The sequence below is a fragment of the Roseivirga misakiensis genome, from assembly GCF_001747105.1.
Classification (GTDB): domain Bacteria; phylum Bacteroidota; class Bacteroidia; order Cytophagales; family Cyclobacteriaceae; genus Roseivirga; species Roseivirga misakiensis.
Genome location: NZ_MDGQ01000005.1, coordinates 677,353 through 702,435, shown reverse-complemented (window position 1 = coordinate 702,435; position 25,083 = coordinate 677,353). Strand labels below are relative to the sequence as shown.

The following is a 25,083-nucleotide window of genomic DNA, read 5'->3' as shown; positions in this document are numbered from 1 at the left end:
TTACTTATTCGAAATACGTTCCAAATCAATTACTACTCTGTAACTCTGGTTACACTACTCATTTGTTTGCAGTGCCATTTGATCTCTTAACTTTTCATAATCTTCTGACAAACAATACTTTACAGCATCATCTGTCGTCAGAAAAAATGACTGATCTTCGTCGTTATTCACTAACCCGTTGATATGCAATGCATCTCTCACTGGGCCGATTACTTCTGCAAATAAAAGCCTTATCCCCTTTTCATTCAAGGTCTCAATCAAATCCCTTACGCCAACGATTCCTGTTGCATCGATATGTACTACGGAAGCTGCATCTAAAATCACATATTTGAGTTTACCCTCACCTTTCAGAGCAGCTTGAATCATTCTTTCTTTGATCGTCTGAATGTTTACAAATACAAATGGGACATCTACTCGAACAACAATTAGATTCTCCCACGTTTCTAAGTCTTTAAAACGTTTTAAATTTCTGTATTCCGTAAACCCTTTTACCCTTCCAAGAAACGCTATATGCGGATTAGCCGCTTTGAAAAGCAGTAGTAGAATTGATAAAATAATCCCCGAGACTATGCCTTGAACCATGCCGAAGGTAAGGGTTACGACTCCTGTAGCTAGAAGAAGTACCAATTCTAGTTTATTCGTTTTCCAAAGGGTGAAAATGTACTTAATGTCTATCAACCCCGATACAGCAACCATAATAATGGACGCGAGAATGGCATGAGGCAAATGATAAAACAAGGGAGTTAAAAACAGTAAGGTTAAAGCCACTAATCCAGCACTGATCACTGATGCTAGAGGTGTCTGTGCACCTGATTGTTCATTCACGGCCGATCGCGAAAAACCTCCCGTTACTGGATAGCTTTGAAATAGTGATCCTACGATATTGGCAGCACCTAGCGCTATTAACTCTTGATTGGGAATTACTTTGTAATTACGGCGCTTTGCCTCAATTGCTTTTGCCACCGAAAACGCCTCCATATAAGCCACAACAGCTATTGTTAACGACAGCGGTAAGAGTTTTTCAATCATTTCCAGTGATAAATCGGGTAAGATAAAGGCTGGCAATCCTTGTGGAATTTCTCTCACTACACTCACTCCTTTTTCATCAAGTCCTAAACCCATTACGACTAAAATGCCGGCTACAACAACAATGAGCGCACCTGGTATTTTCTTATTCCACCGCTTAGATAACTTGATAAATACAATTCCTGAAATACCCAATATCAATGTGGCCCAATGCACATCTCCTAACTTTTCTATGGTGCTGGCCAATACGACATGAATTTCATTCGCTCTGGCTACTTCTATGCCCAAAAGATATTTCAATTGGCTTAAACCGATGATTAAGGCAGCTGCTGAAGTAAAACCACTAATTACTGGTTTTGATAAAAGGTTTGTGATAAAGCCCATTCTAATCACACCGAGCGTAAACTGTGCAACACCCATAAAAAAGGCCAACAGAATGGCAAAAGTGATATAAGCTTCGGAGCCTTCGGTAGCCAAAACGGAAATACCCGTCGCTACGAGCAAAGAGTCCATAGCTACAGGAGCAACCGACAACTGTCTAGACGTACCAAAAATCGCATAAATAATTTGTGGCACCACCGAAGCATATAAACCATAAACCGGTGGTAGGCCTGCAATTAAAGCGTAGGCCATGCCCTGTGGAATAAGCATAATACCAACCGTAAGCCCGGCAAATAAATCATTGCTGAGATAGGCTTTCTTATAATTAGGCAGCCAAGAAAGAATCGGGAAAAATTGCTTCAATCGCCAGTTAGTTTGAATGATTGCTCAAAAGTAAAGCAATGCATATCATTTAAAAGTAACCAAAGTTACTAAACCTCTAGTACAGCGAATTGGTAGGATATATCGACTGGTTATTTATCGTAGATGATATGACTCGCTTAGATTACCTAGGAACCGATCATTAAGTCCATTATTGATAATTCAAAATCGAATAAACATCTTCTTTAATGACACTCGAACGCGGATTTCTGAGACCTAAAATCATCTTAGATAAGTATACTATTGCTACTGGAATAATGGCGGGTTTCTTATTCTCAATTAGTTTTTATGGCCTCTTATACATTGCCCGCGAAGCGTTTCGTATCATGACAAGCTGGTACGGTGGAACGACTCTACTTGAACTCTCTCCCAGAGAGAACCTCCTATACAACCTCTTTTTTGCTTCCATCGCGGTGATCTTTGGATTACAAGTTTGTTTCAAGTTTATCATTGAGAATAATTTAAATCATCAAAGTAAAAAACTGAGATTTAGGCAAAGACAGGCTATCAATGATATTACTTCTTTAAGTTCCATATTTCTTTTCTTCTTTGCCAAAACAGGTACCACGTTAGGGATTATGTTTATAACGATTCCGCTACAGTATGATATAGATTTGATGGGCGAATTCCCACTTTTCTTTATTCTTATCCCTCTATCACTCTTCATGAATTTATGGATGACAATGTCGAGAACTTTAGGAAGATTTGGCCTCAAGTGGATGGCAATAACATTTGGTATTGTGTGCTTCACTTCCATCAGTCTAGCTCAAATCAACCTATTAGACTATAAAACGATAAACGATAACATCAAATCTAAATCAGTTGAATTGTCCAATAAACTAGTTGTGCCAAGAACATTCTATTACCAGCGTTTGATAGAAAGGCAATCAAGAACTATTAATATTTATTTAGTACTTGAAGACTCTGCCTCTAACAAACCGAGAATGTATTGGAATGATGCTCAAACCGAAGTTCAATTCACGGAAGTAAAACAACAATACAATATTGAAATAGAAAATTTTCATGAAACTGAACGCGCCTCTGTCAATATCAACCTACATATCGACAAAAACGTAAAAATGAAATATGTTGGAAACTTAAAAGAAGAACTTAGGCGGTTAGGCATTAGGAAAATATTTTACTCTACTGCAGTCAAGAATTCAAAGTACCCAAGCCAATATCCATATTTTAAGAGATTAGGTATCCCTGACCTTTTATACCCTTACTATCCGAAGTTTGAGAACTTCTTAGATTCAGCAAAGAATATTGATTATTCCAAGCACTCCATTTTCCTGCCTGAATCAGAATACTATCGGTTAAACGAAGTCAAACAATCGAATCGAATACAGATTGACCTAACTTATAGTAGCATTCGGGTCAATAATGAAACTATCAATTGGAATAAGGCAAAAGACCTAATCAAAGCCTTGCGAATGAGGTATAACTCAAATTTTTTAATCATCCTTAATTCAACAGAACAAACCCTCTACAATGACTATATAAAAATTCTTGATCTAATCTTTTCTATCGACTTAGAGCTTAAAAATGAGTTTATGATGTTAAACTTTGATATCCCTTATAGAAACAAAGAGTCACGCTGGGATCGTTATGAAATGGACAGCGCATATCGAGCCGCCGACCAGAAATACCCATTTCACATCATTCAATGGACTAATGAAGAGAAAAGACTTGTTGAATTAATTAAAAGATCAAAAGCCGCTAAAAATTTGAACTAGAGCAAGCCTCTATACTCAGGGTATTTCTCGAACATACGCTGAGTAAAGTTACATCGAGGCACCACCAAAAGCCCATTTTTGGTGGCATAATCGATCATTTGATCGAAAAGCAACTTCCCTAGCCCTTTTCCTTTTTGGGATTGATCTACCTGTGTGTGTTGAATTATAATTCGATCAGCAAACGGTTTGGAGAACATCATATATGCGACTTTAGCCTCTCCTTCCCATACTTGGAATTCTCCACCCAAATCATCTGATTTCAAACGACTTTCCATTCAATTAGTAGGCCTCCGGGTTAAAGCTTCTATGCTCAAAGCAATAAGACCATTTTTCGCCTGGCTCTGCAGATATAATGACACTATGGCCAGTATGTGATTCTGCATGTTTCCGGGCATGCTGATTTGGCGAGGAATCGCAGCAAAGCGTTACGCCGCAGGTTTGACATTTTCTCAAATGCACCCAAGTATCTCCAGTTTTGATACATTCCTCACATTCGTATTTATCAGGCGGGTTGACTTCTAAAGTTTCTAAGTGTTGACAGAGTTTAGGTTTTATGGCCATTTCTAAAAGTTCAGGAGAGAACCTTCAAGTTAATCAAAATTTGAACGAAGTGTGCCTCAAGATTCGGTCATAAGCACATTAAAGCCCTGCTCATGGTGCTACCCAAGTGACTGTTATAATCGTTATATTTCACCCTTTAATTCAACCTTGCCATGAAACTAATTTCAACTCAATTATGGGGTACAAAAGACCTCTCCATTTTCAAAAAATCTCTACTTCAATTGCTGATAATATGGCTAGTGGGAGGACTAATGAGTTGCGAGTATTCCTCCGCAAATCCTGCGGCATCAAAATCTTACGGCGATTTAGTGATCCTTTTTAAAGATTGGCGGGCGTTTGAGCATCCTCCCCTTTTGAATGGCGCACCTGATTACACAGCGGCAACTTTCGAGAAGCGACATACTGAGTTCAAAACTTTGCAATCGCGATTAGTCTCCATGGACACTGCGGGTTGGTCTACTGCCGAACAAGTGGACTATCATGTGATTTGGGCTGAAATGAACGGCTATGACTTTAACTATCGTGTGCTCAAGCCATGGGTTCGCGATCCAGCCTTTTACAAGTCATTGTGGATGGCCAGAAGTGATGTACCAGCACATGAAGGCCCAACACATCACGGCACAACAGAAATCTGGACTTATGACTTTCCTTTGACCAGCGAGACAAAAACTAAGCTTTTAAAAGAGCTAGAAGTGATCCCTTCCCTTAACGAACAGGCAAAAGGAAACTTAACTGGTAATGCACGTGATTTGTGGATTACTGGCATCAGAGATATCAAAGCACAATCGGCTAACTTGAAAACCATACGAGCATGGGATGGGATTGCAAGTCATGAAGAGTTAACCCAAGCCATAGATAAAGCGATCGCCTCAACGGATGACTTCTCCGAATGGTTGGAAGAAGAAGGCAAATCTAAAACAGGCCCATCTGGTATAGGTAGGGACAATTATACCTGGTATTTACAAAATGTACACCTGGTACCGCTGACATGGGAAGACGAGGTAATGATATTAAAAAGGGAGCTCGCCAGAGCATGGTCTGCATTAAAACTAGAGGAGCATAGAAATAGAGCCTTACCTGAACTTAAAGATGCCAATTCGCCTACCGCCTATGATGCCATGGCGGAAAAATCTGCCAAAAGCTTCCTTAATTTTTTGGAGAAAGAGGATATCGTTACCGTAGAACCATATTGGGAACCTGCGCTTCGAGCACACCTTGGTTCTTATGTACCGCGCGAGAAACGTAACTTCTTCTTGATTGGCATGCACTATGATGCTCGACCGCTGTATTCTCACTTTTACCATTGGTTTGAATTGGCCAGAATGGATAATGAACCTCATAAAAGTGAAGTAAGAAGAGGCCCGCTTCTCTATAATATCTTTGACTCAAGAAACGAAGGAACGGCCACGGCAGTTGAAGAAATGTTTATGGACTCAGGCCTTTATGATGATGACCCAAGGGTTAGAGAGATTGTCTACATCATGATCGCCCAACGTGCAGCAAGAGGCTTAGGCTCTTTATACGCTCATGCCAATGAGATGACCATGGAGGAAGCAGGCGGAATTCATTCTGAATACACACCAAGAGGCTGGATGAAAACTGAAAAGGAACTACTCATTTTTGAACAGCATTTGTATTTGCGCCAACCAGGCTATGGCACGAGTTACATTACGGGTAAATATCTATTGGAAGCTGCCATGGCAGATTATGCTAGAATTCAAGAGTTAAACGGGCAGGAATTTAAGTTGAAGTCGTTCTTCGATCAGTTGAATAGCATTGGGAACATACCTATTGCATTAGGACATTGGGAAATGACAGGAGTCAAAGATCAAGTGAAATACATTGCTGAGCAGAAGTAATGATTAAGTTCTTTAGAAAAATCAGGCAACAGCTTATGGCAGAAAAGAAGATCGGCAAGTATTTACTTTATGCTATAGGTGAAATTGTTTTGGTGGTTATAGGGATTTTGATAGCCGTAGCCATCAATAATAACAATCAAATCAAAAAAATGAAGGTAGAGGAGCAACAATACCTAATAGCGCTAAAGGAAGAATTTGAATTCAATAAAGAACGGCTAGCTACAATGATTGTAAGAGACTCTATGAATATTGAGGCGACTAAAAGGCTTTTAGCCTATACATCACCAAAACCACCAATAATTTCAGAAACGGAGTTTCACGGCATGATAAACAAAGTAGTCATGAACGAGACACAGTTTAGTCCTAGTCCCGGCGTACTAGCCGAAATCATAAATGCAGGTAAACTCGGTACCTTCAGTGACCCAGAATTAAAAAAAGCGCTCGGTGCTTGGGAGGCTCAATTGGTGAGAGTAAAGTTTCAAGAACAAGAAGAGGTTCACCGGGCAAGAATGACGCTGATAAATTTTCTAAACACAAATAGCAATGTTAGACGTGCTTTTTATACAAACCTGGGAAAAAAGCTTGTCATCGGCGACTCTAAGTTCAAAGGACAAAACCAAAGCATTTTGCAATTGGAGCAATTCGAAAACTTTTTAGTCGATTACCTCATTGTCTCTTACTTTCTTAATCGTACATATTATAAGCCCTTAGCCGAGCAGATTGAGGAACTTATTCAGGTTATTAATGACAACATTTTAGAGAACAACAACAACGCAATTCTTGCCGAAAACTAGATTCAAACTAATGACTTATAAGACAGTAGGATTTTTAATACTCATAGTTATCAGTTTCTTAAGCTGCGACTCTAGCAATAAAAATAACTCCTATGATTACGGTACACAAAACGACTCTGCCAGATACTACTTTCAAAAAGGCTGGGAAGAAATCTTAGATAACGGAAGGTGGACAGAATCAGAAATAGCGTTTAGAAAAGCTATCGAATTCGATCCTGATTGGTTGCTTGGAAAAAGTATGGTAGGACGAATCACGCGCAATTTAGCGGAAAGGCAAAAGTTGTTAAGCGATTTAGAAGCATCAAAACATTTGGCAACCTTAGATGAAAGATCGTTGCTAGATGTCAATATGTTGAGTATGAAAGCGGCTAACAACCGAGGTATGGGCATTCCAAATACGAAAGAAAGTACGCGAGCTAGAATGCTTTTGGCTGAGAAAAACTTTGGTGCTTTTGCCCGCAAATACCCTCAAGACGATTACCTCAAAGCCGAATATATCGAGTTCTTACATGCCAATCATGGTGCGCAGGTGGCCTTGGATTCACTTAAGTTATTAGCCACCGCCAATCAACTGACAAAAGGCTTTTATTTAAGCTACGCAGCGGATTTAGAATTGGAGTTAGGTCATATGGATAGAGCAATGGCTTATGCCATGATTTTAAACGAAAATTTGACCGATCCTTCTTTTTTGAGTCCCAAAATGGTTCAGGCGAATATTTATATCTCCATGGACAGCTTACAAAAAGCTAGTGACCTTGTTGATCAAGTGGTTGCTGCTGATTCCAATCACATGATAGCCTTGGGCATGCAGTCAAGGTTAAAAGAAGCCCTAAAAAACCAATGATAAAATTTTTCTGAAAGACAAGACTTGACTCAATGATGAAAAGCAACTAGGTAAGTAACCCCTTTACGCTGCAGGAGAAATAAGACTTGTGGTCATCGGTATTATGATCGCTCTGCAGATAAACAATGCTAACCTCAAACGGATAGAGCGTGATGCCCTTTTCCTTGCTAAAAATTAAAGGTTTGTAAAAACACCAGAAGGATCAGTATAGGGCAAACTACTTTTAGAAAAATAGGCCAAATCTTATAGAAAAACGTCTTTTCAATCTCAGGCTGTCCTTTCTTTAGTTCGTTCAACAATACATTTTTACGAATAATCCAACCAGCAAATACCACTATCGCTAGTCCCAAAAATGGTTGTGCATACTCTGTGGCAGCTGTCACAACTAAACCAAAAAGAGCTTCATAGTTGAACACGATCACAACGGCGATCACCCAGAACACACCACCAGTGTACCAAGTAGCTCGCTTTCTCGGGACTTGAGTTCGATCGACCACATAGGCTACTACTGCTTCGAGCATAGACATGGAGGAAGTCAGAGCGGCTATACTCATCAACAAAAAGAAGACAAAAGCCACAAAAACGCCAATTGGCCCCATGGAATCGAACAAACTAGGTAAAACTTGAAAAATCAAATTCGGTCCTGATATCAGAGCACCATTTGCGTCAAAAATCTCGGTACCTAAACTAGAGGCGGCATACATGGCTGGGATAATCAGAAAGCCGGCAATAATAGCCACTCCTATATCGCAAAGCGTAACCAACCAGCCCAAGCGGGTAAGATTAGCTTTGTCACTGGTATAAGAGCCGTAAACAAGCATACCACCAACACCCAACGACAGCGAGAAAAAGGCTTGTCCCATGGCACTAGTCAATAATTGAGGATCGAATACCTTGTCAAAATCTGGTAGCAGGTAAACCCTTGCTCCTTCCATTGCACCATCTAAGGTGAGTACGTAAACCACTAGAACGATGAATAGCATAAACAACAAAGGCATAAATCGCTTCGACCATTTTTCAATTCCTTTACTCACCCCTCCAGAAACTATAAGGAGGGTAAAAAGAAAAAAGATGGTCATGAAGACGAAGTTGCTAGTGGTATTTTGGGAAACCACCCAATCTGCTACACCATCTAAGCCAAGTATTCGTCCAATAGGTTCTACGAAATAGGCAACCATTCCACCTGCTATGATGGAGTAAAAACTGAGGATTATGCCTACTGTGACCAATCCTAAAAGCCCGATAATAAAATAAGATTGCCCTCCACCTAGTTTTTTATAGGCATCAGGGGGTGCCATTCTAGTGTGCCTGCCAATTGTAAATTCTGCCATCAACACCGGATACCCAACTAAAAAAGCTAACAGAATGTAAACCAATACGAAGGCGGCACCACCATTTTCAGCAGTTTGAGTAGGAAAACCCCAAATATTACCAAGCCCTACAGCCGATCCAGCGGCAGCCATAACAAAACCAAATGAAGAACTGAATTCATCGCGAGATGAGGATGCCATAGGCTTTTGTTTTAATTGAGATTACAACTTGTTCAAATTAATTAAATGATTCAATATTTATTCAAATTATACAGGCCATAAGTAACTATCAGTTTCCATAAAGCAGAGTGTGCTAGGTTTAGTTAAATTTAGACCCAGTTCTGCTTAATAGATTCAAATGTCTGCGCTTTTCTTATTTGCTAGTCTTGGTGTGATCAATGGATTTATCCTAAGTATTTATCTTTTTGTCAAGAAAGTAAAACGAGTAGCCGATATATATTTTGGCGGTTTGATTCTAGCACTTTGTATTAGAATTGGAAAATCTGTTTTAGTCCACTTTAATGATAATCTAGACAAACTGATCTTACAAATAGGCCTCTCTGCTTGTGTTTTTATTGGGCCGCTTTTCTACCTGTACTCAAAAGCCATACAGAACAATTCAGAAGCTCATAAGAGGTCTGACATGTTGATATTAGCGCTTTTTGGGTTAGCTACACTTGTATTGGGTATATTATACCCCTACCGTGTTGAACCAGAATTTTGGAACGCTTACATGGTCAGAGCTATCTATTTAGTCTGGGCCATTTTCCTTTTTTTAGGGCTATATGAAAACAGGGCAGTTTTTAGCAAGCTATGGCGATCGCCTAGGCAATTATCTGAAGAAGAACGATACGTTATAGGCATCGCTATCTCGATCATTTTTATCACCATAACTTATCAAACAGCTCTATACGTTAGAGGATTTACATACATCTGGGGTTCCATTATTTTCTCTATCAGTTTCTACTATCTAGCGGGGAGAAAACTCCTAGCTAAAAAATCCATCACACCAAAAAATGGTACTCCGCCCCCACTAGAAAATGGTAAGAAATTATTAGCCGATGTTGAGCACTACATGGAGTCGGACAAACCGTTTCTAGATCCAAAACTGAAATTGGATGACCTGGCCAAGCAAGTTAACATGTCTCGACATATTTTATCAAGAATTCTTAACGAAGAGTATGAGCATGGCTTTTCCCATTTTATCCGAAATTATAGAGTAAATGAAGCCAAACGATTAATAGAAGTGAGAGATGAATTGTCGCTTGAAGGCATCGGTTTTGAAGCAGGTTTCAACTCAAAGTCAGCATTTTTCGAAGCCTTTAAAAAAGTAACATCTGTTACGCCAGCCGCTTACAAGAAGTCTATTCAGGCTTAATTTTTGGCGAAATAACTCCAGATTGATCATCAAAGACCTCTACAGACCCAAATAATGGCACAAATGAATAGAGATCAGCGTAATTCGATTGAACTCAAAAATTTCATTCATGAAACGTCATTTACTTTTTACTTTTTTCTTATTCATCATTAGTAGCTCGATCAAAGGTCAGTCTGAACAGGAAGCCGTTCGGGCAGTACTTGACAACTTTATTGAAGGCACGAGCTATAACTATCCCGATAAAATTTTAAGTGCATTCTATCCTGGCACACCGATGTTTTTACACAACGACGCAGACACAGTTATGATTTACTCGGCAGAACGCTATGCCTCATTGTATACCAGACGACCTCCTGGCACCAGAAATAAAAGGTACGGAAAGATACTGACCATCGACATTGAAAAGGACATAGCTTCCGCCAAAATAGAAACCCTAATCCCCTCTTTCGATAAGCGATTTATAGACCTGGTTTTATTAAAAAAAATTGATGGTGAGTGGAAAATAATTTCAAAAGCGGCGACAGCTGAACCAATACCAAAAACAATTCTTCAGTCTACCCCAAAACCAGTAAAGAAGACCGTGATGTCGGGCTTAAAAAAGCCTTGGAGCATGGCTTTTATCAATGAAAGTGAGGCCTTGGTCGCGGAAAAAGATGGTACTGTTTTACGCGTTAATCTTGAGACAAAGTCTCAAAAGGCAATAAGCGGTTTACCGAAAGATGTTGGCCGTGAAATCTTAATTGACACGGTAAAACATACCAATGGTATTTTTCCAGCAGGCGCGCATGGCAAGAAATTTAGTTTTAACGCTGGTTGGTTTCAAGTACTACTCGATCCAGATTTTCAAAACAATCAGTACATCTACATTTCTTATGCCGCCGAAAATGAAGAAAAAGCCAGTGCATTAAAAGTGATACGCGGGCAGCTAAATGAGAATCAGCTAACTGCGGTCGAAACTCTATTTTTAGCTGGACCCTATACACACGGGCTTTATCATTATGGTGGTGGTATGGCATTTGGTAATGATGGAAAACTCTACATTTCCACTGGTGAGAGAAACTTTTACGAACACCTGAACCCAAAAATTCCAGTGGCACAAAACATTGAAGACCCAAGAGGCAAAATCATAAGAATTAACCCTGATGGATCTATCCCAACAGACAATCCGAATTTTGGAAAAAAGGCAGTCCCTGGCCTATTTGCTACGGGGATTCGAGCCGCGCAAGGCATTACACTAGATGCTAATTCGGGCAAACTTTGGTTTAGCGAACACGGCACCATGCAGGGCGATGAATTAAATATCATCAGCCCTCAAGCCAATTACGGTTGGCCGAACAGAACAACAGGAGGATACAGGACTAAAAACTACAAGCCGTATGAAATTTCGGGCACTACCTATACCATGCCCAAACACTTTTGGCAACATACAATTGCACCTACTGGACTGACTTTTTATTATGGTAATGAGTTTCCTCAATGGAAAAATAACCTGATCGTACCAGGTTTGAGTAAAGGCAACCTTTGGCGCATGGTGATCGAAAATGATGAACTAGTCAGCACAGAAGAGTTATTCATTAATGATCGCGTAAGACTAAGAAAAGCGGTCACTTCCCCCGCTGGTGAACTTTATTTATTGACAGATGAAGCTGATGGAAAGATCATTAAGTTAGAAAATGGAAATAAATAAATTTGACACAAGACTTTGCCTGTTTGTCAAGAACATCAGGCAAAGTAGTTTTCTCTTGTAAGGAATTAGCCTTGGTTATACTGGAAATAATAGCCACCTTCAAAAGCAATGAAGGCGAAAAAGTTAGTCTTACTTTTTACATTAATGCTAGTGGGAGAAAGCATTTTTCTACTCCCTTTTGTCGTTACTCGGGTATTCCGACCAACTTTTTTAAAGGTCTTTGACATCACGAACCTAGAACTTGGTACTGCCTTTTCTTTGTATGGCACGGTTGCCATGATTTCTTACTTCGCAGGTGGCCCAATAGCCGATCGTTACTCCCCTAAGAAACTACTTATTTGTTCTCTCATAGTAACAGCTCTCGCTGGAATTGTCATGGCTTTCATTCCTTCATTGGCCACACTGACCTTACTCTACGGCTTTTGGGGTGTGAGCACAATTCTCCTTTTCTGGGCGGGCTACATTAAAGCCATCCGACAATTTGGCGGGGAAGATGCACAAGGAAGATCATATGGCTCAGTAGACGGTGGCCGCGGGTTAGTGGCAGCCGCAATCGCCTCAGCGTCTGTATTTCTGTTAGCCGCATTTTTGCCAGGTCCTGTAGAACAAGCCACTAATGCAGAACTCTCAACGGCATTGGGAAATATCATTTATGTTTTCTCAGGGGTTGTTCTAGCAAGCGCTATTCTGGTATGGTTTGTCTTCCCCAATGACGCTATGGACAAATCGTCTGCCCATAAACTGACCTTAAATGGTTTGAAGGAAGTGTTAAAAAGAAGATCGGTATGGTATCAAGCTATTATTCTTCTCTGTGGCTATGTCGGTTATAAGTGTACCGATGACTTCGGCCTGTATGCCAGTGATGCTTTTGGATACAATGATATAGATGCCGCACATATCGCAACAATTTCCTTTTGGACAAGACCATTCGCAGCTGTTCTGGCAGGAGTTTTAGGCGATCGGTATGGGCATTCCAAAATGACTATACTGAGTTTTCTCATACTAATTTTTGGTAGTAGCATCATCAGTTTAGGGCTGCTCAAACCTGGAATGGAGATTATGATCGCCATTACCATTGCCAGTACTAGCTTAGGAATTTATGGTTTAAGGGGCCTTTACTATGCTCTATTTCAAGAATCAAAAATCCCACTTTCGATTACTGGTAGTGCGATTGGCTTTATATCCGTTATTGGGTACACACCTGATGTATTCATGGGGCCTCTCATGGGGGTAATTTTAGATAATAACCCTGGAGCTCTTGGTCATCAATATCTATTTGGTGTATTAATCATTTTTGCTTTCGTAGGATTAGTGGCAGCTAAATTATTTCAGAAAAGTACTGCTTAAAGTTCTTACAATTTGTCCCCTAAGACTGGCATGCAACGTCAAACTCCAAACTGACAAGCAATGCACTATTTACTCGTACTTCCATTTAAGATTTTAGAATTCGTTTACAGGCTTCTGATGAAAATAATCAGGCGTTATTTCCCAAAGTTAATCGAACCCTAAGGCCATCAAAACAGACTAAATACGGTTTAGCTTCGGAAATCGACAATTCAACCAACTCAACCGATTCTTCAGTAAAAGAAGCAAATAACCATTCAGAAACATCGTATACATTACCTACCAAATAACCAATAATATGAAGCTCCTAATATTTAAAACGGACATTGAAAATATTTTCAAAGCCAAAAAAGTCAACGCAGTTTTAGCCTATTCTACAAAAATTTTTGACTGGTCCATTGATATGGAAGACATTGACAATGTACTCAGAATTGAGGCAGACGATCGGTATACAGAATCAGATATCATAGAGCTAGTCAGTAAATGCGGCCTTCATTGTGAATCACTTCCGGATTAGTTATCAAGCGTTATTCAATTTGATTAACACAGGCACCAATTCATTTTAGGATTCATATTTGCTACCTTTTGGCAGAATTCCTAAAGTGTCTATGAAGAAACTAAAGCTGATTTGCATCGGTGTGCTTTTCCACTCCTGCCTATTCGGAAATGATATCGAGAAATACCTCATTAATACACCGCAAGAAATCTCATATACTGATGGATGTGATTCCAAAATATTTGAACAGGCTTGGCAACTCAAAAATTTTGTTCAAGTTCTGGAAGACAATGAATTTAAAGGAGATATCTCGATCGCTCAGCCCGTACCGATCGGCATACATTTTAGCTTTAAACTAGACACTGTTAACCTCCCTAACCAAGGTTATACCCTCAGCATAGCCGATGATTCGGTAATTGTAGTTGGCCAGAATACGGCTGCACTTTACTATGCCAAACAAACGCTATTACAGCTTTTAGAATATTCTATTTCAGAAGAAAAGCCTATCCCCTGCTTAAAAATTAAAGATTGGCCGGACTTTGAGCGAAGGGGCTACATGTTAGACATCAGCCGGGATAAGGTGCCTACCATGGAAAGTCTTTATCAACTGATTGATCAGCTGGCAGACTGGAAAATCAACGAGTTGCAACTCTACACAGAACACACTTTTGCTTACAAGGATCATGAAACCGTATGGGAAAATTCAAGCCCACTAACAGCAGAAGAAATTCAACTTTTAGATGCCTACAGCAAAAAACATCATATCGATTTGGTGCCTAACCAAAACTCTTTTGGCCATATGGAAAACTGGCTCAAGCACGATGAATATCTAGACATGGCCGAATGCCCAGACGACTGCCAAACCGTTTGGGGTAAAAGAAAACGGACCAGCTTGGCTCCTACAGTGCCTGGCTCGTTTGAATTGATGAAATCTTTATACCAAGAAGTGCTTCCGAACTTCTCTAGTCAATTTTTTAACATTGGTGGAGACGAAACTGTCGAGCTTTGTGAGGGAAAATCAAAAGCCGAGTGTGACAAATTGGGGAAAGGTCAGGTATACTTAAACTACTTGAAAAAGCTAAATACAGAAGCCAATACCCTGGGTTTTAAAACGCAATTTTGGGGAGACATTATCCTCAATCACCCGGAACTGATCAGTGAATTACCAAGTGACATGACGGCTTTGGTTTGGGGCTATGCAGATGATCATCCGTTCGATAAAGAGTTACCCAAATTCAAAGCTGCAGGTATTGATTTTTATGTATGCCCGGGTACTTCTTCATGGCGATCGCTTATTGGAAGAAACAAGAATGCTTTCGGTAATCTCAAAAATGCTGCAATTACTGGCAAAGCCAACGGAGCAAAAGGATACTTAAATACCAATTGGGGAGATTATGGGCACTGGCAGCCGCTATCGGTAGTTTATCCGAGTATGCTCATTGGCGCTAGCTATGCATGGCACTATGACGATAAGGCAATCGACCACCTTGAATTCCAACTCAACAAGTATGTTTTCAAAGATAAAACAGGAAATACTGGAAAAGCCGTGTTAGCCCTTGGAAATGCTTATTTAGACACCAAGATTCCAAAAGGAAATGCCAATGCCTTCCACCTTTTGCTCAGAAGGTACTTATGGACGATGCAAGGCAACTACCAAACTAAACTACTTACAGTCGATAACTTAGAAGCATCCAGAAAGTCCATTCTCAATGCTTTGGAAGTTTTGGCCCTCGGCGAACCGCAATCCGAGGATGCCGATTACTTACTTCCAGAGTTAAACCAGGCCGCGGCTTTAGCCATGCATGCTATCGATTTAGGGATAGCCAGACTTGGCACTAAAGACATGCAAACAAAAAGCATTCCTGCCGAGCAAAGGGCCAAATTGAAATCTGAGCTCCTCCTTCTTATAGAAAAACACAAAGAATTGTGGGTAATGAGAAACAGAATTGGAGGACTCTCCGATTCTGCTTCAAAATTAGAAGACATCTTGTCTTTTTATGATTATTAAGGAATAAACAAGATTGCCACCCTGCTTCTGGATTATAGCATTTCCGCTACTACTTTTGCTTCACAGTCCAATCGTAGTTTATCTTTCGTTTGAGATAAACTGCAAGTGGTTCCAAGCCAATGGCCAATCTTCTTTTATCTACCGTTTCAGGGTCTTTGATTGGGAAAGGCTCTAAATCACCCTTCTGATTAAATCTAAATTGCATTCCATAAGTTTGAGGCTGATTTGTATTGACTAGAATTCGATCATGAATTTTTGCATATTCCATACAACTTCCTTGTTTGGCCATACACGCTGCCTTTATCTGATCTAGGTACTGCTTACGGATTTCTTCGCTTTCATGATGATTGATAACCAGTAATGGTGCATCGGCGGCCAATTCGCCAACATCATCATATAATGGCCATCCATACTTTTCCAAAAGCTCATTCATTTTGGTAAAGTTTTCAGCGTTTAATCTCGCTTTCGTCTTGGTGATCGTGAAGAACCAATGCGGGGCATATTTGTTTTTCGCGTACTCATTCCTGCCCATATCTAGATGATAATCCAGCGCCTGATCTTTCATAATCATACGAATCAATTGTCGTGCATATTCCGGTTTCTTAAGCTCGCCATTTTTCTCTTGGAACTTTCTGAACTGTTTATCTTCAACCTCTCGCCATCTAGGGTCTGTAAAGAGATTATACAAATCACTATCTGCCAATGGCATCAATTTGTAATTGTCCTCGAGCGCCACATCTAAGAAGAAAAATGCAGTATCGACAAGATTCGATAAGGACAATGTTTGCGCGAGTTTATAGGCCACTTCTTTATTTGTTGGGTTTTGATAAAACTCACCACCATAGGCCATAAAAGCGGCCTCCAATGCCCCCGCATTGCGCAAAGAATCTCCTTTTGATTGCCCAATGGCCAAATGAATACACAAGAAGAACGATAGGCTTAGCATTATTTTTTTCATAGGAATTAGTTTTTAGCATTTGATTTATATCCCAAGTCTAAAGATTAAAACAAGGCCATAATTCAAAATGAGACGGATGACATCTGAAGCACGGGATAAAGCACATTATTACATCCAGCCCTTGTTTTTCAGGGTAATTCTGGCGGTTTTCGTCAGTTATTCTGCCAAGTATCTCGCAAAACATGTCAAACATCGCATTTAATTTATTGGTGGCTTTTTATTCACTTATTTCGGCACTATGGATTTGATACTTTCAGCTAAACACAGCAAGAACAGGCAACTGATTCTAATTTTTGGAGTTAGCTTTTGCTTCCAGTTTCTATTACGCTATGGATCGGTTAACAGTGATTATATCATGGCTTTCACCATCGGCTTAATGCCCATCACGATCCTTACGTGTCACGTGTTTATCTACAAACTCATCCCCTCATTTTTACTTGAGAATAAGCTCATGCAGTTTGTGATCTGGTCTATTACCACATTGCTGGGTAGTGCTATGCTCACAATCGGTTTTCTGATGGCCGTAGTGGCTTATCTTCCAAATTTCAGAGCGGAGCAATTGCCACCATCAACGAAAAACTATCCTTTCCTTCTAGCGGCAATGTGGATAATAGTTGCCGCTACTAGCTTCCTAAGCCTATGGAAACAGAGGCAAATAACACAAGTAGAAAACCTCAATTTGGAAAAACTGCTGGCCGAGAAAGAAGTGGCGATGAAAAATCAAGAGCTCAGCTTATTAAAGAGTCAGTTGCATCCACATTTTCTATTCAACAGCCTCAATACCATTTATAGTCTAGCGCTAACTAATGCTAAGGAAACTCCAGAGACCGTACTTAAACTGTCAGATTTACTCGACTACACGCTCTATCAAGTCAATCAGCCCACGGTGAAGTTACCCAAGGAGCTACACTATATAGCTGATTATATCGCCCTAGAAAAAACCAGATTCGATGATAGTCTTAAAGTGACATTTAATCACCAATTGGATCGTGAAGACTACCTTTTAGCCCCCATGATTTTGATGCCTTTTATTGAAAATGCCTTCAAACATGGTAAGGCAATGCAACATCATCAAGTGATAGAAATAACGTTGATTGTTGCGAATGACACACTCAAATTTAACATACGCAACTCGTTTGAAGGGCAAACGGAGCATAGTGGTATTGGGCTTCAAAACATACAAACGAGGCTTAATATGCTGTATCCAGAGCGTCATACATTAAGCATTGAACAAAATGATAATATCTTTGATGTAAACCTCCACATCAAAGGTTTAAAACCTGTCGAACATGTCTAAAATCAATTGCCTTATAGTCGATGATGAGCCAAGAGCTCGCGAGGTGTTAGATGTGTATATAAAAGACGAGCCGGAACTCTTTTTAGTGGGGCATTGTAAGAACGCGATCGAAGCCATTAACCTGATGGCAGATCGGCCAATAGATCTTATTTTCTTGGATATAGAAATGCCTGAGATTACTGGTTTGGCTCTGGCAAAAACGATAAAGGATAACACGAGCATTATTTTCACGACGGCTCATCGTGATTTCGCTGTCGATGCATTTGACTTGAAAGCGATAGATTATTTGCTAAAACCTATTCGGCCTGCAAGGTTTAAAGAAGCTGTTGAAAAGTACAAACAAAAGCAAAGTCTAGCTGGCGATAAAGTAAGAGAAAATGAGATTGATCAATACATTTTGGTACGTGCCGATCGTAAGACCGTAAAGCTATCGGTTAGCGACATTTTGTATATCGAAAGTTTTAGCGATTACTTGAAAATTCATTCGAAAAAAGGTCTAATCGTAACACGAGAGACTTTGTCGAAGGTGCAAGAACGTTTACCCGAAAACCAGTTCTTAAGAATTCATCGCTCTTTTCTAGTTCATTTAAAAGCGATCTCTTCATTTACCAAAGAGAGTATTGAAATTGATGGTTTGGAACTCCCTATAAGCCGATCGTTTAGAGCCGTTACTGCCGAAAAACTGGCTAACATTTAGGTTTATTAAAGTACCTCTATCCTATTTCTGTAGAGTTCTACCTTATCTTCTTTTTCTAGCTTTTTGAGTAGTCTAGATATTACTACTCGCGATGTATTTAATTCTTGAGCGATCTGTTCGTGCGTTTTTTCGATTACAAATGATCCTTGACTCTGTTTTTTATCCAGTAAATACTTCATCAAGCGCTCATCCATATTCATGAAGGCTATGCTATCTATGGTATTCATGAGCTCATCAAATCGATCTTGATAGGAATTAATTACGAATTTTCTGAAAGACGAATAGTTTGCCATCCACCCATCAATCATCGACAAGGGCACCATCCATAGCGTTGTATCGGTTTCGGAAATGGCTTTAAATGGACTGGATAAATTGCCCATGCAACAACTGATTGACATAGCACAGGCATCACCACCCTCGAGATAATAGAGAAAAACCTCGTTGCCTTCCTCATCCTCTCGCATAATTCGGAGCGTCCCGGTAATCACCATCGGCATGGCGTTGGCTGGCGTACCGGGATTAATCAGAGATGTTTCTGCAGTTACTGTTTTTGACTTCCCAAAGCGTAAAATTTCCTGAATCAACTCATGCTCAAAACCCAGTTGACTCAGATTTTCTTCTAACGCTTCTAACATGATCAGGAATAGGAATCGAAACTGATTATGCGATTATTCTGCATCACCTTCACCACCAATTAGGTTCAGGATTTCTTTGTCGATTGTCCATAAACCAACACCGTCTTCACCGATTAAATCGAACAATTCAACGGCTCTTCTGGCTAGCGTCTCTTCTTCTCTTTGCTCTTCCACAAACCAGTTTAAAAAGTTCATGGTGGTGAAATCTTTAATTTCGTAACAGTGATTAACGATTTCATTGATCGAGTTAGTCACGGCGATTTCGTGATCGAGGATAGTTTCAAAAACTTCTCTTAACGAGCTATAGTGATGCTTGATATCTTTAATTTCTGGCTGGATTGAGTGTCCACCAGCCTCATTTACATAATGGAAAATTTTCAACATGTGTTGACGCTCTTCATCAGAGTGTAGGTATAAAAATTTGGCTGAATTCTCATATCCAGTCATTTCACACCATGAAGCCATTGAAAGGTAAGAAGCAGAAGATGACCCTTCCATCATGATCTGACGGTTCAATAAATCTTCTGTAGCTTTTGTTAATGATCGCTTGGCTGTTACTTGTTGTCTTTCCATTTTATGTCTTGTCTTTCGCGTTGATCAAAGTTAATGAATATCGTAGGATTAGCATAGAATGACAGATGAGAAAAGTCTATCTAGGACTATCCTTGTTGAAATTGAGATAAGGAAGCCCAGCCGACCAATATAGAATCACTCTCGCTTTCTCCATGTCCGTTCTCATCTTTATCAGCTTAGTTTGAGCTTCAAGCAGTTTATCTAATTGGAAATTGATTTTGAAGAGATCATTTTCTCCAAGATCAAGATTAAGCAGTTCTAACTCAAAGATGCGCTTAAATAAATCGACTGACTCATTCTGACTAACCAAAGCCTGTTGCGTGGTTTCTAGTTCGAAATATGAAGCTTGGATTTCATTCACAATCTCCCGCTCTTGCAAATTCAACTCATAACCCGTTTGCTTAATCTTGATTTGAGTCTGTCTCAGTTTTGATCGTTCTTTCCTCAAAAACAGTGGAATGCCAAAATTGACTCCAAACTTGTAGTTATTTCTGAGTCGAATATCCACAAAATCCCCTTGTGCGTTGATAGGAGAATTGATGAGGTTGTAATTCAAATCCAGTGTCGGCTTCAAATTCTCTTTGGCCAATCGCCTATCTATATCCAGCTGTTCCAACTTAAGACTAGTTTTCACTAATTCCGGATGATTTTCTAGTGCCGTGGCTACTAAACTATCCAAAGGAATATCTGTGGTCAGCAGGTTGGTCGTTAAATCAAGTTGTGGCACCATGTCATCCTGTAGAACCAGTGGCGACTCGTCGGCCGACCAGATATAGTTCGACAATATAAGGCCCGCTCTTTGAAAATTGACAAGTGCAGTTTGCCTATCCACTTGGCGTTGAACTAAGGACGTAGCTGCTCGAACAGTATCAATTGCCGCAACATCCCCAAATTCAAAGTTTTGTTTAACCAGATTATATATAGTTTCTGAAATGGACAAACTCTCTTCGATCAAGAGATAGTTGTAAAAAGCAAAGTACCACTCCCAATAATCCTTTGAAGCGGACAGTAGCACTTTATTGATCATTTTCAAACGCTCCGCATCGCTGATTTTGCTAAACACTTCTGCTTGTTTTACTGTCGCTCGTCGTTGATCAATCAATAAGCCTCTACCAATTGGCAAACTGATTCCAGCCGTTACTTGTCTAAAGTTATCGGGCTCAGGAATTGAATTTTCGGCATTGACAAATTCTCCAAAATTTCTATCAAACGAAAACTTCGGATCTATCGGTATCCAAGTAGGTATCTTCAGCGTAGTGTTGACAAAATCATAGTAGTCCTTATCGTCGAAGTTCTTAACATCCCAACTAGCTTCTAGTTTTGGATCAAAAGCACCACGTGCCAATCGAATTTCCTGCTTCGCATTTTCAGGCAAGAGATCGGCTTGTTTTACCACTGGATGGTTTCTAAGCACCAAACCGATAAATGATTCCAAAGGCATTACTCGTGCCGTATCCGCAGCATTGGCCTCGATTAATTGATCCAAGGACTTTACTTTGAAATCCTGCGCATGAGCAGCACTGGTCACCAATGTGAAAAGCGTCAAAAGCGATAAAAAAATAGGAAGCCTCTTCATATCACTTCTTTTCTTCAGTGTTTTCAACCTTACCCTTGGTATCCTTAGGTGCTTCATATAAGCTCGGTGGGAAGCCATTGAGTTGACGCCAGATTTCATACCATACCGCTACATTATCTAACATTACCCAACCTTTGGTTCCAGACCCGATACGTAATTGCTCTGGCCAAGGCTCATCCTCAGGATCCGGCGTTACCAAAATCCTGTAAAGACCTCCAGTGCTATTTACACGGTCGATAACTCTCACTACTCCACCAAAAGTACCTACCGAAACATTTGGCCAGCCTGAAAACTGAAGTGCAGGCCATCCATCAAATTGAATTCTCACTTTCCTATCCTCTCCGATAAGCGGAACATCCATAGCCTTTACATACATTTCCACCGCCAAATCTGGGTTTTCTGGCATAATCTGCGCCACGGACTCCCCTTCTTTTATTGTTTCACCAATACCAGCCTTCATCGTTTTCACTAAAAAACCATCTTGCGGTGCCGTAAGTTGGTACTGATCGTTTCTTATGGTAAGGTTGGCCAACTCATTTCTCAATTTCGCTAAGTCACCCTCACCATCGTAAATTTCGGCTTGCGTGTTGTTTCTATCTGATTCAGCCTTGTTGATTTTATCCAAGAGTTCAGATTGAACCGCATCGATGTTAACTTTTGCGTTCATTACTTCTTGTCGACTATCAGCCAACTTGTTTTCTGCACTATTGATTTTATTCCTAGCCTCCTCATACTTGGACTCCGACTCCTGTAGTTTAGTCAAAGAAAGAATTCCAGCTTCCTCCCTTTTTTGGTTTCGTCGGAATATGCTTTCTTGGTTGGCATACTGAATCTTCTCAGTCTCGTAGTCTACGCTGTCTATTTTTAATTTTAATTTGGCTTGTTTGAGCTTATTCTCAGCCAATTCTTTCTTAAAAACTAAGAGCTCTCGCAATGACGTGATTTGACCTTCTAATGAGGTTACTTTGTCTTTCTTCGATTCAATACTTGAAGTTTTTGCCTCTAGTCTTTCTTTGGTCCTGTCTAATAATTCAGGGTCAAAAAATTTGTCTTTGATCTCTGAAAGGGTAAGAATAGTATCTCCTCTTTTGACAAACTGTCCTTCTCGAACTTTCCAACTTTCGATTCGACCTGCAATAGCCGTTTCGACAGACTGTGGTCTCTGCGCTGGATTAAAAGCGGTGAGCTTACCATTTCCTCGAATGTTTTGCTGCCAAGGAAAGAACAGTAATATGAAGAATAAAAATGTCACGGATATCAATATCCTAGCCACTTTACGCCCCGATCTGGGTGAGCCTAGCGTTTTGAACAACACACTTTCCTGATGCTGTATCTCTTGATTTTTGTTATCTGATAGATTCAACATGACTTAAACTTTTATGATTTTGTTCAAATATCCTGCGGATAATAATTCGGTGAATGTGCCTTCCGCTTTTATAGTACCACCTTCCATAACGATAACTCTATCACAAGCAGCCATCACCATTGGGTCATTGGATACTGCCAAGAGCGTACATTCAGCGGCAGAAGTAACGACATCGATTAAATGCTCTTTCTCAGACCTCTGGAAGGAGGCGAAGAAGTCATTCAAAATAAGTAGCCTTGGCTTTTTCACCAGACATCTGGCCAAGATCAGTTTATGGACAAAACTGCTCGAAAAGCCCTTGCCTCCACTAATCACTTGGGTATTGTAGCCATCAGGCAACATATTAATTTTATCAGCAAGACCAACTTTAGTAACCGCCTCTACCGCGTCACGTGTGGATACATCAGGTTTACCTACCACGATGTTATCCAAGATAGTACCCTCAAAAATATCATCTGCCGATACGTTTTTTGCCAGTTTATCCCGAAGATTCGTAAGGTCTAAATCTCTTAGACTGTACTCATTGATCGTTATGGCGCCACTATAATTCTGGTTGATACCAGAAATGGTATTAGTCAGCGTGGTTTTTCCATATTCATTCCCTCCAGAGATACAAATCTTCTCACCGCAAGCAAATCCCGTGGTTATGCTATGAATAGCAGGATTCTTTACGTCGGGATAGGTGTAACTAAGGTCTTTCAGGCGAATTGAGAAGCCTTTATCCAACTCTTTCTCATCGAGATCAATACCGCCTACTTTTTCTAATGGTAAATCGGTCACCTGACTGATTTTATCTACTGCGGTCAGCATATCATAGACTACGTCCATATAGGTTATAATCTTCTCAACCGAGCTAAGTATCAAAATGATAATTACTTCAGCAGCCACAAACTGGCCTAAAGTGATTTCTCTATTGATGACCAACGATGTACCGATGATCAATAGTCCACCCGTGATAACTGCCTTAAACAAAACGATGTAGAAGTACTGACTAACCAGCACTTTGAAATGTACTTTACGGTTAATCAGGTAATTGTTCACGTTATACTCGGTCTTCTTAACTGGCAAACTTGTGTTACCAGAAATCTTAAATGAGTTCAGCGTTCTGGCGATTTCTTCCAACCAGTAAACCACCTTGTACTTATACTTGGACTCCTTGATCGATGATTGCAATCCTTTTGGACCAGTCAACCTAAAGATTAACAGTAAAGTCAGTATGAGCACTAAGCCAAAGAACACGAAGAATGGGTGATAAAAAGAGAGTAATACCAATCCGAATAGAATTTGGATCACACCTGACACCAAATCTCCCAGTAACTTTGGCAATCCTTTTTGAATGGTCAGTACATCGAAAAACCTATTGATTAATTCTGGCGCATGAAAGTTATTTAAGGACTCTATCTTCATGCGAGGTATCCTAAAGGTAAACTCCAAAGCTGCCTTGGTGAAAATTCTTCTCTGCAAGTATTCCACCAGGGTTATTTGCATAATCTGCAAACCTCCAGAAGCTAGAATTCCCAATAGCACTAAGCCTATCAATAGATAAATAGAACTGAATACTACACCACCCGAGACTAGTTCTACCGTTGCCTGAATACCAAGTGGCAATGTTAAGGATACAATCCCCACAAATGCTGCATAAACGAAAATGTAGAAGATATCTCTCTTCTCTTCGCTCAGTAATCTGATGAGTCTTTTGACGGGGCTCAAAGGTTTAGGCAGCTCACCTTCTTCATGCTCCGATACTAGACTTCGGTAACTGAAGGCCCCTAAAAGCATGACCTCCCCTTGTGCATCTTTGATTAATTGCCCCTCAATATCTTCATAGGTTAAATCCTGCGTGCCATCTCCATCAATTTGAACGACTTTTATTCCTTTTCTAGCCTTTGTAAGAATGACCGGAGCAAATCCATCTTCTAATTGTCTTAGGGCGATCAAAGGAATATTGACATCTCTTAGAAATACCGCGAGGCTTTCACCTGAAAGGGATTGATCCAAGAGGACCACCCTAATCTTGTTGGCAGTTTCTATCAAGTCTCTTTTAAACTCAAAAGCCTCATCTATGGCATACCGCTTAGAATTGGCCTGCATATCTTGAAGCAGAGCATCCTCAAGACTTGCATTCAAAAGAACGGAAACCTCCTTTATCGTATTAGCAATGTGTTGGTTGGTCATG

General features: G+C 40.1%; 21 protein-coding genes. 11 read left to right on the top strand and 10 right to left on the bottom strand.

The window, feature by feature from the left end:
* Nucleotides 1-54: 54 nt before the first annotated feature.
* Nucleotides 55-1,770 (bottom strand): SulP family inorganic anion transporter, encoded by a 1,716-nt coding sequence (locus BFP71_RS10835; protein ID WP_069835489.1) that lies wholly within the window; start codon nucleotides 1,768-1,770, stop codon nucleotides 55-57.
* Nucleotides 1,771-1,976: 206 nt separating this feature from the next.
* Between BFP71_RS10835 and BFP71_RS10830 the strand changes: the two genes are divergently transcribed.
* Complete coding sequence (locus BFP71_RS10830) at nucleotides 1,977-3,524, top strand: hypothetical protein (RefSeq protein WP_069835488.1); 1,548 nt, start codon at nucleotides 1,977-1,979, stop codon at nucleotides 3,522-3,524.
* On the opposite strand, the gene BFP71_RS10825 is transcribed toward BFP71_RS10830, so the two are convergent.
* Nucleotides 3,521-3,799 carry a GNAT family N-acetyltransferase gene (locus tag BFP71_RS10825; protein ID WP_069835487.1) on the bottom strand — a complete coding sequence of 93 codons (279 nt, stop codon included), beginning with the start codon at nucleotides 3,797-3,799 and terminating at the stop codon, nucleotides 3,521-3,523. The two genes, BFP71_RS10830 and BFP71_RS10825, sit on opposite strands and share 4 nt — an antisense overlap.
* A 4-nt stretch (nucleotides 3,800-3,803) precedes the next feature.
* Complete coding sequence (locus BFP71_RS19170) at nucleotides 3,804-4,085, bottom strand: UBP-type zinc finger domain-containing protein (protein WP_088124994.1); 282 nt, start codon at nucleotides 4,083-4,085, stop codon at nucleotides 3,804-3,806.
* A 152-nt stretch (nucleotides 4,086-4,237) separates the two neighbouring features.
* Here BFP71_RS19170 and BFP71_RS10820 point away from each other — a divergent pair, with 152 nt between their 5' ends.
* The 3 genes from BFP71_RS10820 to BFP71_RS10810 are packed head-to-tail and all read left to right on the top strand — an operon-like array spanning nucleotide 4,238 to nucleotide 7,582.
* The gene (locus tag BFP71_RS10820; RefSeq protein WP_222843484.1) at nucleotides 4,238-5,944 is read left to right on the top strand and encodes a hypothetical protein; all 1,707 of its coding nucleotides are present in this window, start codon (nucleotides 4,238-4,240) and stop codon (nucleotides 5,942-5,944) included.
* 35 nt (nucleotides 5,945-5,979) lie between these two features.
* Nucleotides 5,980-6,738, top strand: a complete 759-nt coding sequence (locus BFP71_RS10815) for a hypothetical protein (protein WP_141719739.1) — start codon at nucleotides 5,980-5,982, stop codon at nucleotides 6,736-6,738.
* A gap of 10 nt (nucleotides 6,739-6,748) precedes the next feature.
* Nucleotides 6,749-7,582 carry a hypothetical protein gene (locus BFP71_RS10810; RefSeq protein ID WP_069835485.1) on the top strand — a complete coding sequence of 278 codons (834 nt, stop codon included), beginning with the start codon at nucleotides 6,749-6,751 and terminating at the stop codon, nucleotides 7,580-7,582.
* A gap of 167 nt (nucleotides 7,583-7,749) precedes the next feature.
* Here the strand turns inward: BFP71_RS10810 and BFP71_RS10805 are convergent, their stop codons facing one another.
* On the bottom strand, nucleotides 7,750-9,093 hold the full coding sequence (locus BFP71_RS10805) for a sodium-dependent transporter (protein ID WP_069835484.1): 1,344 nt from the start codon (nucleotides 9,091-9,093) through the stop codon (nucleotides 7,750-7,752).
* A 157-nt stretch (nucleotides 9,094-9,250) separates the two neighbouring features.
* Between BFP71_RS10805 and BFP71_RS10800 the strand changes: the two genes are divergently transcribed.
* The 5 genes from BFP71_RS10800 (at nucleotide 9,251) to BFP71_RS10780 (ending at nucleotide 15,805) form a co-directional block, all read left to right on the top strand.
* Nucleotides 9,251-10,270, top strand: a complete 1,020-nt coding sequence (locus tag BFP71_RS10800; RefSeq protein ID WP_069835483.1) for a helix-turn-helix domain-containing protein — start codon at nucleotides 9,251-9,253, stop codon at nucleotides 10,268-10,270.
* 109 nt (nucleotides 10,271-10,379) lie between these two features.
* On the top strand, nucleotides 10,380-11,957 hold the full coding sequence (locus BFP71_RS10795; RefSeq protein ID WP_069835482.1) for a PQQ-dependent sugar dehydrogenase: 1,578 nt from the start codon (nucleotides 10,380-10,382) through the stop codon (nucleotides 11,955-11,957).
* 108 nt (nucleotides 11,958-12,065) lie between these two features.
* Nucleotides 12,066-13,304: an MFS transporter gene (locus BFP71_RS10790; protein WP_069835481.1), complete on the top strand. Its 1,239-nt coding sequence runs from the start codon at nucleotides 12,066-12,068 to the stop codon at nucleotides 13,302-13,304.
* A 295-nt stretch (nucleotides 13,305-13,599) separates the two neighbouring features.
* On the top strand, nucleotides 13,600-13,818 hold the full coding sequence (locus BFP71_RS10785; RefSeq protein WP_069835480.1) for a hypothetical protein: 219 nt from the start codon (nucleotides 13,600-13,602) through the stop codon (nucleotides 13,816-13,818).
* 91 nt (nucleotides 13,819-13,909) lie between these two features.
* On the top strand, nucleotides 13,910-15,805 hold the full coding sequence (locus BFP71_RS10780; RefSeq protein WP_069835479.1) for a beta-N-acetylhexosaminidase: 1,896 nt from the start codon (nucleotides 13,910-13,912) through the stop codon (nucleotides 15,803-15,805).
* A gap of 49 nt (nucleotides 15,806-15,854) precedes the next feature.
* Here the strand turns inward: BFP71_RS10780 and BFP71_RS10775 are convergent, their stop codons facing one another.
* Nucleotides 15,855-16,763 carry a DUF6624 domain-containing protein gene (locus BFP71_RS10775; RefSeq protein WP_069835478.1) on the bottom strand — a complete coding sequence of 303 codons (909 nt, stop codon included), beginning with the start codon at nucleotides 16,761-16,763 and terminating at the stop codon, nucleotides 15,855-15,857.
* 238 nt (nucleotides 16,764-17,001) lie between these two features.
* Between BFP71_RS10775 and BFP71_RS10770 the strand changes: the two genes are divergently transcribed.
* Both BFP71_RS10770 and BFP71_RS10765 read left to right on the top strand, forming a co-directional pair.
* Nucleotides 17,002-18,060 (top strand): sensor histidine kinase, encoded by a 1,059-nt coding sequence (locus BFP71_RS10770; protein WP_088124993.1) that lies wholly within the window; start codon nucleotides 17,002-17,004, stop codon nucleotides 18,058-18,060.
* Entirely contained in the window at nucleotides 18,053-18,757 is a 705-nt protein-coding gene (locus BFP71_RS10765; RefSeq protein WP_069835477.1) for a LytR/AlgR family response regulator transcription factor, read from the top strand. The genes BFP71_RS10770 and BFP71_RS10765 overlap by 8 nt, the downstream gene beginning before the upstream one ends.
* 5 nt (nucleotides 18,758-18,762) lie before the next feature.
* On the opposite strand, the gene BFP71_RS10760 is transcribed toward BFP71_RS10765, so the two are convergent.
* The 5 genes from BFP71_RS10760 to BFP71_RS10740 form a co-directional block, all read right to left on the bottom strand.
* Nucleotides 18,763-19,392 (bottom strand): Crp/Fnr family transcriptional regulator, encoded by a 630-nt coding sequence (locus tag BFP71_RS10760; protein ID WP_069835476.1) that lies wholly within the window; start codon nucleotides 19,390-19,392, stop codon nucleotides 18,763-18,765.
* A gap of 33 nt (nucleotides 19,393-19,425) precedes the next feature.
* Nucleotides 19,426-19,965: a ferritin gene (locus BFP71_RS10755; protein ID WP_069835475.1), complete on the bottom strand. Its 540-nt coding sequence runs from the start codon at nucleotides 19,963-19,965 to the stop codon at nucleotides 19,426-19,428.
* Nucleotides 19,966-20,041: 76 nt separating this feature from the next.
* The gene (locus BFP71_RS10750) at nucleotides 20,042-21,541 is read right to left on the bottom strand and encodes a TolC family protein (protein WP_176723353.1); all 1,500 of its coding nucleotides are present in this window, start codon (nucleotides 21,539-21,541) and stop codon (nucleotides 20,042-20,044) included.
* Between the two features lies 1 nt (nucleotide 21,542).
* The gene (locus BFP71_RS10745) at nucleotides 21,543-22,907 is read right to left on the bottom strand and encodes an HlyD family secretion protein (RefSeq protein ID WP_069835473.1); all 1,365 of its coding nucleotides are present in this window, start codon (nucleotides 22,905-22,907) and stop codon (nucleotides 21,543-21,545) included.
* Nucleotides 22,908-22,910: 3 nt separating this feature from the next.
* Nucleotides 22,911-25,082 (bottom strand): peptidase domain-containing ABC transporter, encoded by a 2,172-nt coding sequence (locus BFP71_RS10740; RefSeq protein ID WP_088124991.1) that lies wholly within the window; start codon nucleotides 25,080-25,082, stop codon nucleotides 22,911-22,913.
* Nucleotide 25,083: the final 1 nt, after the last annotated feature.